This is a genomic window from Algibacter sp., from assembly GCF_039977455.1.
GTDB lineage: Bacteria > Bacteroidota > Bacteroidia > Flavobacteriales > Flavobacteriaceae > Algibacter_B.
Genome location: NZ_JBDWDG010000003.1, coordinates 1 through 12,181, shown reverse-complemented (window position 1 = coordinate 12,181; position 12,181 = coordinate 1). Strand labels below are relative to the sequence as shown.

The following is a 12,181-nucleotide window of genomic DNA, read 5'->3' as shown; positions in this document are numbered from 1 at the left end:
TATATTTATATTTTTTAAATATAGATTCATCCGGAATAAACGACACTTTAGTTCCCTTTCTTCGGGTAGTATCATCTAACATATCCTGACTAATCAGGTTTCCCTGCTCAAATTCTGCTGAAGCGGACTTACCGTCTCGATTAGATTCTACCCTAAAATAATTAGAAAGTGCATTTACAGCCTTTGTACCTACCCCGTTTAAACCAACCGATTTCTTAAAAGCTTTTGAATCGTACTTTCCTCCGGTATTCATTTTGGAAACCACATCTACAACCTTTCCTAATGGAATTCCACGGCCGTAATCGCGAACAATAACTTTACTACCTTGAATAGAAATTTCGATGGTTTTACCAGCCCCCATTACAAACTCATCAATAGAGTTATCAAGAACTTCTTTTAGTAAAATATAAATACCATCATCTGGCGAAGACCCATCACCGAGTTTTCCAATATACATTCCTGGACGCATACGAATATGCTCTTTCCAGTCTAGTGAACGAATATTGTCTTCGGTATATTTGGTTTGTTCTGCCATGCTCTAAAATAGAAAAATTAATGAGGGTTTGCTAATATAGCACAACCATTTAAAAAATAAAATAGGAAGGCTACAAATTAATTAACAATAAATCGCTAATGTTATTAAGAGCAAACCTTAGGCTTTTGTGGTTTTATTTAACGACACCATTAGAACACCGATAATAACCACCAAAGCTCCAAATAATTGCCACCACGTAAGTACTTCGTTTAAAAAAATGCCTGCTAAAATTATAGTTGAAATAGGTCCTACACCTGCTACAATTGCAAAATTTGAGGAACTAATCATCTTTATAGAAGCGGACACTAAAAAGGATGGTATTACAGTTGCAAAAATAGCTATTAATGCTCCTAAAACATAAACTTGCCAAGAAAAACCAAAAAGATTTAATTTACCTATAAGACCGTAATGAACAAAAACACAAACACATGAAACAAGCATAGCATAAGCTGTAAACTTAACAACGCCAAACTTAGGAATTAACCACCCGCTACCTGCTAAATATGAGGCATAAGTAACGGCACTTAACAAAATAAAGAAACCGCCTATAAAGGCTTCAGATCCAGAAATTAAAATCTCGTTTGAAAATGCGATTACAATTCCTAAATACGTTAAGCTAATGGCAAGACCTTGAATTTTTGTTATAGGTTGCTTTAAAAACAACTTATTTAACAAAAGCACTATGGTAGGGTATAAAAACAAAATAATACGTTCCAAACTCGCCTTAATGTATATAAGCCCAATAAAATCAAAATAACTAGCTAAATAATAGCCAACAAAACCAAAAAACATTAACCACAAATAATCTTTGTAATTGGTTTCAGCTTTGTTATTTCGATTTCTGTATAAGCATGCAATTACAAGGTAAAAAGGAAATGAAAAAAGCATGCGTAAAAGCAAAATACTAATGGTGTCAACCTGATAATTATAGGCTAATTTTACCATAATAGCCTTTGAAGAAAACAAAACGATTCCTAAAACTCCTATCCCTACTCCATACCAAAATTGTTTTGATGCTTGCATGGAACGAAAGTAAGCTGATATGTTTAAACATTGCTACTCCTAAATTTATTATTACGACGCCCAGCAGAAGATAATAGTTAAAAAAATATATGCTTTGCTTTTAAAATCTTTTAATTATAATTTAACCCTAGCCTTATTTATAATATTGTTGATTCTTCTGCTTTAGAACGAAGTATTTGGTTCCGTATTTTTAGTAGCTTCATCATATACCTTTTTACATAAATCCAATTTAATAATTTTCCTAAAACCCCAAAAGGGTGTTCATAGTAAAACTTATCTATCATGATGGTTTTATCGTTATCTATTTCAAAAACATGCTCATGCCTGAAAGTTCTAAAACTTCCATTAACAAGTTCGTCAACAAATAATTTTGGCGATTGAAATTCAACAATTTTTAAGGTAAGATGCTGCACATAACCTAAATGACTTGTTTTCCAGTTAACAACATCGTTAAAGTCTAATAAACCAAAAGTTTTCCCTGAGATTGCAATATCCCTTGAGTTTTTTAAAGATTTTTGTAAAAACCGACATCCCTTGCTAGATTAAAACAGGTCTGTATATCCGCATTAATTTGCGTCACAACTTTAATTAACGTCATAGGCTCTAAAATAAATTTTTATGGATAGCTTGGGGCTTCCAATATTATAGACCCTAACCTTTATCAACGGTCACATAAACACAAAATTAAAGTTTATACATTGAATAAGAAATGCATAATATCGCCATCCTTAACAATATAGTTTTTACCTTCAACACGCATTTTCCCTGCCTCTTTTACCTTAGATTCGCTACCATAAGTAACATAATCCTCATAAGCAATAACCTCGGCACGTATAAATCCTTTTTCAAAATCAGTATGGATTACCCCAGCTGCCTGTGGGCCAGTTGCTCCTACAGCTACTGTCCAAGCTCTAACCTCTTTCACTCCCGCTGTAAAATAAGTTTGTTGGTTAAGTAATTTATACGCCGAACGAATTAATTTTGCGGCTCCAGGCTCATCTAAACCTATATCTTGAAGAAACATTTGGCGTTCTTCATAATCATCCAACTCATTTATATCTGCTTCCGTTCCAACCGCTAGAACTAAAACTTCTGCGTTTTCATTTTTAACAGCCTCTTTTACCTGATCTACGTAATCATTTCCAGAAACCGCTGCACCTTCATCTACATTACACACATACATAACAGGCTTATCTGTAATAAATTGAGAAGGTTTTACATAATCTTCGTAATCTTCTTCAGAAAACTCTAATGCTCTTACCGATATCCCTGCTTCTAAATTTTCTTTTATTTTTAATAAAACAGCTTCTTCTTTTTGAGCTTCTTTATTTCCAGTTTTAGCTGCACGCTTAACTTTATCTAACTTCTTTTCAGCCGTTTCTAAATCCTTAAGTTGCAATTCCATGTCGATAGTTTCCTTATCTCTTATAGGATTTACGTTGCCGTCTACATGCACAATATTATCATTATCAAAACAACGTAATACATGAAGAATAGCATCAGTTTCACGAATATTTGCTAAAAATTGATTCCCTAAACCTTCACCTTTACTTGCTCCTTTAACTAAACCAGCAATATCCACAATCTCTACAGTAGCAGGTAATACACGTTCAGGCTTTACCAAAGATTCTAACTTTTCTAATCGCGGATCTGGAACATTAACCACACCAATATTAGGCTCGATAGTACAAAATGGAAAGTTTGCACTTTGCGCTTTAGCATTCGATAAACAATTGAATAAGGTTGACTTCCCTACGTTTGGTAATCCTACAATACCTGCTTTCATCTATAATATTTTTATATTTTCGAAATACCGAAAACCTTTAACACTTATTTTTTTTTAAAACTATTACCTCCTTTAAAGTGGCAACTTATTTTGCGAATGCAAATATATAGTTAATTCGTAGTATTTTATAATTTTATCCAAATGAAAAACACTGAATATTATTAGGTGATTCTAATGTTTTATTAAAGAGTTCTTAATAAACAAATATCAAACATAAATATTCACTAAGGTTTTAATTATATTAGTAGCTACTAACACAAAATTAATTAAAATGAAAGCTATTTATTTTCAACTATTTCTCTTTTGCACATCCATAACATTTGCCCAACAACAAGTAAGTGGTATTGTTAAAGATGCATCTGGAGTTCCTTTACCAGGAGTAAATATTACAGAAACGGGAACCACCAATGGAACAACATCAGATTTCGACGGGAAATATAAAATATCGCTTAACGCGGATAGCACGTTAACCTTTAGCTATGTTGGATATAATACCAATGTAATTTCCGTAAACAACCAATCTATTATAAACGTAACATTAGAAGAAGGGGTAAGCCTAGACGAAGTTATTTTAGTTGGATCTCGTAGCCCAAAAAGAACAGCTACCGATACGGCGGTACCTGTAGATGTTGTAAATGTTTCGGAAATAGCAACTACAACTGGTAAGGTTGAAGTTAATGAAATACTACAATACGCTGCTCCTTCGTTTAATGCAAGTAAGCAATCAGGTTCCGATGGAGCCGATCATATTGTACCTGCATCACTACGTGGTTTAGGACCAGATCAAACTTTAGTTTTAATTAATGGAAAACGAAGACACCAATCGAGTTTAGTCAATGTATTTGGCACTAGAGGTCGTGGAAATTCTGGAACAGATTTAAATGCCATTCCTGCCAATGCTATAAAACGCATTGAAGTTTTAAGAGATGGTGCATCAGCACAATACGGGTCGGATGCTATTGCAGGTGTTATTAATATTGTTTTAAAAGATAATACCGATGGTTTTACCGGTGGCGTTACTTACGGTGCTTATAGCACAGCTATTGGTGAAGGCTGGGAAGAATCCACTGGAGAAACGCTTTATAACGTTGAAGGTAAAAACAGGTTAGATGGCGAAGACAGAAGTTGGGATGGAACTACCGTAAAAATTGATGCTAATTACGGCGTACCTTTAAATGACGCAGGTGGATATATAAATTTTACAACCGAATTTTTATCTAGACAAAACACTTTAAGACCAGGGTTTTCTTGGAGAAAAGGCTACGGTAGTGCAGGCGTCGATGGTTTTAACTTTATGATTAATTCATCTTTACCTATTAACGATAACACAGAAATTTATGCTTTTGGTGGCAGAAACTATAGAGATACCGATGCTTATGCTTTTTCTCGTGATAGTTTTAATGATGGAGACAACAGATCTGTTCCTAGCTTATACCCCAATGGATTTACCCCAAGAATTACATCAAACATTTCCGATGTTTCTGTATCAGTTGGTGTAAGACATGAAATGGAAAATGGTTGGAATTTAGATTTTAACAACACCTATGGTAAAAACAATTTCCATTACTACATAAAAGATAGTAACAACGCCTCTATGCAAGATTCATCGCCAACAGATTTTGATGCCGGTGGACACTACCTTTCTCAAAACACAACAGGTATTGATTTTAATAAATATTTAGATGATGTAGCCTCTGGATTAAGTTTAGCTTTTGGTTTCGAATATAGAACCGAGAATTTTGGTATTTTTTCTGGTGAAGAAGCTTCATATGGCCTATATGATAATAACGGTGTAATTATAACTAATCCGGCGGTTCAGACTGTAGCTACTGATGGTAATGGAGACGAATTACCTGGAGGCTCACAAGGTTTTCCAGGATACAGTCCGGATAACGAAGTGGACAGAAGCAGAACCAACTACGGGATTTATTTTGACTCAGAACTTAATATTAGCGAAACCTTTATGTTAGCCGGAGCTCTCCGATTTGAAAATTATAGCGATTTCGGAAACACTTTTAATGGCAAATTAGCAACTCGATTAAAACTTAATGATTATTTTTCTCTTAGAGGCTCTATTTCAACTGGGTTTAGAGCGCCATCACTTGCTCAATTATATTACAATTTAAAATTCACAAATATTGTTGCTGGTACTTCGGTTCCTTCGTTATTATCAGCTAATAATAGTACGGTTACCAAAGCCTTTGGTATTGGACAATTAAACGAAGAAAAAGCCTTTAACACTAGTATTGGATTTACCTATAAAAGAGGAGGTTTTTCTGCAACTATTGATGCTTACTCTATTAATGTTGATGATCGTATTATTTTAACCGACAACTTTACAGACCAAGCAATTTTAGGGCCTTTAAATGTAGATGCGGCACAATTTTTTGCCAACGGCGTAGACACAAAAACTAACGGACTTGATATTGTTTTGGGCTATGATTTTAATGTTGGAGAAAATGGAAAATTAAAAACAGCATTAATTGGTAACTTTAACGATTTAACTATAAAAAGCATTAATAATGGTGCTTTAAATGAATTTACGTTTTTCGGTCCATTTTCTCAAGCTTATCTTAAAGCGGCAGCTCCAGATTATAAATTTGGTTTAAACTTAGGATACTCTTGCAACAAATTTAATGCATCAGCAACCTTAACTCAGTTTAGCGAAGTTACCCTTCAGGATTTTCAATGGGTAGAGTCACCAGCAACAACCCAAGCAGAAGCCGACGCCCTATTTCCTGTTGCTACAGATATTTATGAAGCGGCTTTAGTAGTAGATCTTAGTTTAGGATATGAAATATCTAAAAAAGTTAAGTTTAGTCTAGGAGCAAATAACTTATTTAACACTTACCCAACACAACAATTTGATGGTTGGACAGACCAAGGAGGTCTTGCAGATTCTGTTCAAATGGGTTCTGATGGCACCTATATCTTTGCGAGATTAAACTTTAGTTTATAAAAAAAGATATTGTAAACATAAAAAACCGAGCAATTAGCTCGGTTTTTTTTTGTTTAATCCCTCCACTCCTTTAAAAATTCCTGGATATAAAAAAGGATAATCCTATAAGTTTAACATTAAAATAATGTTTAAATTTAAAGTCATTTTATGCAAACATTTATTTTTACAAAAACCCTCTTAAAACAACTCCCACATGAAGAAAAACTACATTTTAGCATTATTTCTATTTATATCTGCATTCATCCATGCACAACTAACGCCTCCAACTAATCAACAAAGCTACTATGCCGATGTCGATTTTAATAATACTGGTATGGATTTGTTTGACGATTTAGCCATTGAAACAGCTGCAAAACATACAAATTACTTAAGCTACACACCAGGTATTTGGGAAGCCAGTAAGGTTACAGACGAAGATCCTGTAAACAATGCAAACGTATTACTAATATATGGGCATAATGATTCCGATGGAAATTATATTACCGACAGAAGTCGAAGTAAAAACAACAATGGTGGTACCGCTGGTAGCGACTGGAACAGAGAACATACGTTTCCAAACTCTTTAGGTTCTCCAAATTTAAATAGCAATGGCACAAATGTACCTCCTTATGCTGATGCTCATAATTTAAGACCTTCCGATGTTACCATGAACAGTAATAGAGGTAACTTAAAATTTACGGATGGCTCTGGAAACGCACAAAACATCTCTGGAAACTGGTATCCTGGTGACGAGTGGAAAGGTGATGTTGCTAGAATAATTATGTACATGTATTTAAGATATGGCACCCAATGCAAACCTTCGTACGTAGCTTTAGGAACTCAAAATGCTATTGATGCCGACATGATTAATTTATTTTTAGAATGGAATGAAGAAGACCCTGTTTCTGCTTTTGAAGACAATAGAAATACCTACCATGCTAACACCTCAAATACTTATGCCCAAGGAAATAGAAACCCTTTTATTGATAATCCGTATTTAGCAACAGTTATTTGGGGTGGAAACCCAGCTGAAAACCGTTGGGGAGATACTCCAGATCCAGATACCGAAGCACCAACTACACCAACTAACTTAATGGCTTCGAACACAACATCGACCACAACCGATTTATCTTGGACAGCTTCAACAGATAATATAGGAGTGGTAGCCTATAATATTTATGTTGATGGGTCGTATTATGTATCAACAAATTCTACCGCTACAAACATTACTATAACAGGATTATCACCAGAAACCAATTATACTTTTGCAGTACTAGCTGTTGATGCGGCAAATAACCCATCTAATTTAAGCACGCCAATTAACGAAACTACTTTAGAAGCTTCCGGAGGAGGCGACACCTGCGCTAGCGAAACCTTTGAGCTTATGCCAAGTAATTCTTCAAGCTATTCTGATAGAACTTGGACAGGAGATAATGGTGGAACATGGAATGCCACACGAGCTAGGACAGACCAAACTTTAAATAGCAGAGCTTTGGTTATTGATGGCAGAACATCTTCCTCTGGGTCTTTAACTGCACCCGAAGTTCCTGACGGTATAGGAAGCTTAACTGCCACTACTAAAAGAGCTTTTAGCGGAGGAACTGGTAATTTAGAAGTTCAAGTAAATGGTGTTAAAGTTGGTGATTTACCTTATGGCGATAACACTGAAACCACCACGCTAGAAAACATTAACATTGAAGGTAATGTTACTATAGTCATAGCCGAAACAACTTCTGGTGGCGACCGTGTAACCATAGACGACCTTTCATGGACTTGCTATACATCACTAAGTGTTTCAAATAAGCAATTAGGCCAAATTAAAACTTTTCCAAATCCTATATCTGGAGCTTTTTACAATATTGAAGCTAAGGAAGTATTAAACTATAAAATCATAGATCTTTTAGGAAAAACTTTAAAAACTGGCCATGTAAGCCCGAGTAATCAAGTCATAAATGTATCCAATTTAAGTAAAGGGATTTACCTCTTAAAACTTGAACTCAACAACCAAAGTATGACAAAAAAAATAATAAAACTTTAAATCTTAATTGTTGTAGAAAAGACGACTCTTCTGAAGTCGTCTTTTTTTTGTTTAATAAAGAGTGAATAACTCTTCATATTGTAATTACTTTTTTTATAAATATTCTATTTAAAAGACCTAAATTTGCGCTTTCTTTAAACATATACAAATCAAGATATAATGATTCATTTCTTTGGAAACATAACCAGTAAAGTATTTGCTGTTCAAACAACAAAAGAATTATCAACAGAAACCATTTCTAAATTAGAATGGCTATTTGGCAACCAGCCAAAAATAGAACAAGCATCCTTAGATGCTTTTTTTGTTGGTCCTCGCGCTGCCATGATAACGCCTTGGAGTACAAATGCTGTTGAAATTACCCAAAACATGGGGATATCTGACATTATAAGAATTGAAGAGTTTCAGGCTTCAAATGCTGATTTTTCTGATTTCGACCCTATGATTTCTGAGAAATTTAATGGTTTAAACCAAGAATCTTTCACCATAGATATTAAGCCAGAACCTATACTTGATATTGTAGATATTGCTGCTTATAATCAAAAAGAAGGCTTATCACTTAGTGATGAAGAAGTAGAATATTTAAATGGCGTTGCAAAGAAAATTGGTCGTCCATTAACAGATTCAGAAGTATTTGGGTTTTCTCAAGTGAATTCGGAGCATTGTCGTCATAAAATTTTTAACGGAACATTTGTGATTGATGGCGAAGAAAAGCCGGTGTCACTATTTAAAATGATTAGACAAACCTCTGAAGCACATCCAAATGATATTGTATCGGCATATAAAGACAATGTGGCTTTTGTAAAAGGTCCTAAAGTGGAGCAATTTGCACCTAACCGTGCTGATGTTCCAGATTTCTACACAACTAAAGAGTTTGATTCTGTTATTTCACTTAAAGCAGAAACGCATAACTTCCCAACAACTGTTGAGCCTTTTAACGGTGCTGCAACCGGTGCTGGAGGAGAAATTAGAGATAGACTTGCTGGTGGTAAAGGCTCTTTACCTTTAGCAGGAACAGCGGTTTACATGACCTCTTATTCAAGACTTGAAGAAAACAGACCTTGGGAACAAAAGTTTGAAGCTAGAAAATGGCTGTATCAATCACCAATGGATATTTTAATTAAGGCTTCAAATGGCGCTTCCGATTTTGGAAACAAATTTGGACAACCCTTAATTACAGGTTCTGTTTTAACTTTTGAACACAATGAAAATGCTTCTTCAAGTGATGCAGCTGCAAGGCGATTAGGATTCGACAAAGTTATTATGCAAGCAGGAGGAATTGGTTATGGTAAAACTGAACAAGCATTAAAAGACACACCAAAAGAAGGCGATAAAATTGTTATTCTTGGTGGCGAGAATTATAGAATTGGAATGGGTGGCGCAGCCGTGTCATCTGCAGACACTGGGGCTTTTGCATCGGGCATCGAACTAAACGCGGTACAGCGTTCTAACCCTGAAATGCAAAAACGTGCAGCTAATGCCGTTCGTGGTATGGTGGAAAGCGATGAGAATTTTATTGTTTCTATTCACGATCATGGTGCTGGTGGACATTTAAACTGTTTATCAGAATTGGTGGAAGATACTGGTGGCAAAATAGATTTAGACTCTTTGCCTGTTGGAGACCCTACGCTATCAGATAAAGAAATTATAGGTAATGAATCACAAGAACGTATGGGCTTAGTGATTGCCGAAAAACATATAGAAACGTTAAACAAAATTGCTGATCGTGAACGTTCACCAATGTATACTGTTGGTGATGTAACAGGCGACAATCGTTTTACATTTCAATCTAAAACCAAAGGCAACAAACCTATGGATTTAGCTATGGAAGATATGTTTGGAAGTTCTCCTAAAACAATTATGACCGATAAAACGGTTTCTAGAAATTATAAAAACCCAAGATATAAAACTAAAAACCTACAAATCTACCTTGAGCAAGTATTACAACTTGAAGCTGTAGCTTGTAAAGATTGGTTAACAAACAAGGTAGACCGTTGTGTTGGTGGTAAAGTTGCCAAACAACAATGTGTTGGACCTTTACAAATTCCTTTAAACAATGTTGGTGTAATGGCACTAGATTTTAAAGGAAAAGAAGGTGTTGCAACCTCTATTGGCCACTCGCCTATTTCTGGATTAATTAATCCGGTTGCAGGGAGTAGAAACTCTATTACCGAAGCCTTAACTAACATGGTTTGGGCACCACTTAAGGATGGTTTAAAATCGGTTTCATTATCGGCTAACTGGATGTGGCCTTGTAAAAACGAAGGTGAAGATGCCCGTTTGTATGAAGCTGTAAAAGCCGTTTCTGAATTCTCAATAGATTTAGGAATTAATGTGCCTACAGGTAAAGATTCGCTTTCTATGAAGCAAAAATATCCTGATGGCGATGTTATTTCTCCGGGTACCGTTATTATTTCGGCAGGTGCTAATTGTAATGATATCACTAAGGTTGTCGAGCCTGTTTTTAAACAAAACGGTGGAAATGTTTATTATATAAATATTTCACAAGACGATTTTAAATTAGGCGGTAGTTCATTTAACCAAGTACTAAATACTATTGGAAACGATGCGCCTAATGTAAAAGATGCAGCTTATGTTAAAAATGTATTTAACACAATACAATCTTTAATTGTTAGCGATAAAATTGTAGCAGGACACGATGTTGCTTCTGGTGGATTAATTACAACTTTATTAGAACTTTGTTTTGCTGATGTTAACTTAGGAGCAGATTTAGATCTTTCTAAATTAAATGAAGAGGACTCTATAAAAGTGTTATTTGCTGAAAACTCAGGACTTGTTTTTCAAGCGGATGCTTCAGTTGAAAGTATCTTAACTGATAATAACATTGAGTTTTTCAACATAGGACATGTAAACAACTCTGGTACTTTAACCATTGTAAACAACGACGATAAATTTAGTTTTGATATTGCTAAAAACAGAGATGTTTGGTACAAAACGTCTTTCCTATTAGACCAAAAACAAACAGCTAACGGTTTAGCACAAGATCGTTTTGATAATTATAAAAACCAACCGCTTCAATATACATTCCCAAAACAATTTACAGGGAAACTGCCTGATTTAAAAGGGAAACGACCAAAAGCCGCAATTTTACGCGAAAAAGGTTCTAACTCAGAGCGTGAAATGGCAAATGCCATGTATTTAGCCGGTTTTGACGTAAAAGATGTACACATGACCGATTTAATTTCTGGTCGCGAAACACTTGAAGATATTCAGTTTTTAGGAGCTGTTGGTGGTTTTTCTAACTCAGATGTTTTAGGATCTGCAAAAGGATGGGCAGGTGCCATTAAATACAACGAGAAAGCTAATAAGGCTATTAAAAACTTCTTTAAAAGAGAAGATACTTTATCGGTAGGGATTTGTAATGGTTGTCAACTATTTATGGAGTTGGAAGAAATTAATCCAGAACACGAGGTTCACGGAAAAATGGGTCATAACGATTCTCATAAACATGAAAGCTCGTTCACTTCTGTTAAAATTCAAGAGAATAATTCTGTAATGCTATCAACACTTGCAGGAACAACTTTAGGCGTTTGGATTTCACATGGCGAAGGAAAATTTAACTTACCATATACTGAAGACCAATACAATATCGTAGCTAAGTATGGTTACGAAGGTTACCCTAACAACCCTAATGGTTCAGATTTCAATACAGCAATGCTTTCTGATAAAACAGGTAGACACTTGGTAACCATGCCTCATATAGAACGTTCAACCTTTCAGTGGAACTGGGCTAATTATCCCGAAGGCAGAAAAGACGAAGTAACACCTTGGTTAGAAGCTTTTATTAATGCGCGTCTTTGGATAAAGAACCAATAAATTAACAAAACATCACTTAAAAAAGCC

General features: G+C 35.1%; 7 protein-coding genes. 3 read left to right on the top strand and 4 right to left on the bottom strand.

Annotated elements, in window-relative coordinates; translation table 11 throughout:
* From ABJM36_RS00255 to ychF, 4 genes are all read right to left on the bottom strand, one after another.
* Positions 1–535: ATP-binding protein (locus tag ABJM36_RS00255; protein WP_348447965.1), on the bottom strand; the 535-nt coding region annotated here is incomplete at its 3' end.
* Between the two features lie 117 nt (positions 536–652).
* Positions 653–1,558: a DMT family transporter gene (locus ABJM36_RS00250; RefSeq protein WP_348447963.1), complete on the bottom strand. Its 906-nt coding sequence runs from the start codon at positions 1,556–1,558 to the stop codon at positions 653–655.
* Positions 1,559–1,695: 137 nt separating this feature from the next.
* Positions 1,696–1,971, bottom strand: a complete 276-nt coding sequence (locus ABJM36_RS00245) for a hypothetical protein (RefSeq protein ID WP_348447961.1) — start codon at positions 1,969–1,971, stop codon at positions 1,696–1,698.
* A gap of 278 nt (positions 1,972–2,249) precedes the next feature.
* Positions 2,250–3,344, bottom strand: a complete 1,095-nt coding sequence (ychF, locus tag ABJM36_RS00240) for a redox-regulated ATPase YchF (protein ID WP_348447959.1) — start codon at positions 3,342–3,344, stop codon at positions 2,250–2,252.
* 271 nt (positions 3,345–3,615) lie between these two features.
* Between ychF and ABJM36_RS00235 the strand changes: the two genes are divergently transcribed.
* The 3 genes from ABJM36_RS00235 to purL all read left to right on the top strand — a co-directional run bounded on the left by ABJM36_RS00235 (position 3,616) and on the right by purL (position 12,154).
* Complete coding sequence (locus ABJM36_RS00235; protein ID WP_348447957.1) at positions 3,616–6,303, top strand: TonB-dependent receptor; 2,688 nt, start codon at positions 3,616–3,618, stop codon at positions 6,301–6,303.
* A gap of 193 nt (positions 6,304–6,496) precedes the next feature.
* Positions 6,497–8,320, top strand: a complete 1,824-nt coding sequence (locus ABJM36_RS00230) for an endonuclease (protein ID WP_348447955.1) — start codon at positions 6,497–6,499, stop codon at positions 8,318–8,320.
* A 159-nt stretch (positions 8,321–8,479) separates the two neighbouring features.
* Entirely contained in the window at positions 8,480–12,154 is a 3,675-nt protein-coding gene (gene purL / locus ABJM36_RS00225; RefSeq protein WP_348447953.1) for a phosphoribosylformylglycinamidine synthase, read from the top strand.
* The last annotated feature ends 27 nt before the right edge of the window (positions 12,155–12,181 follow it).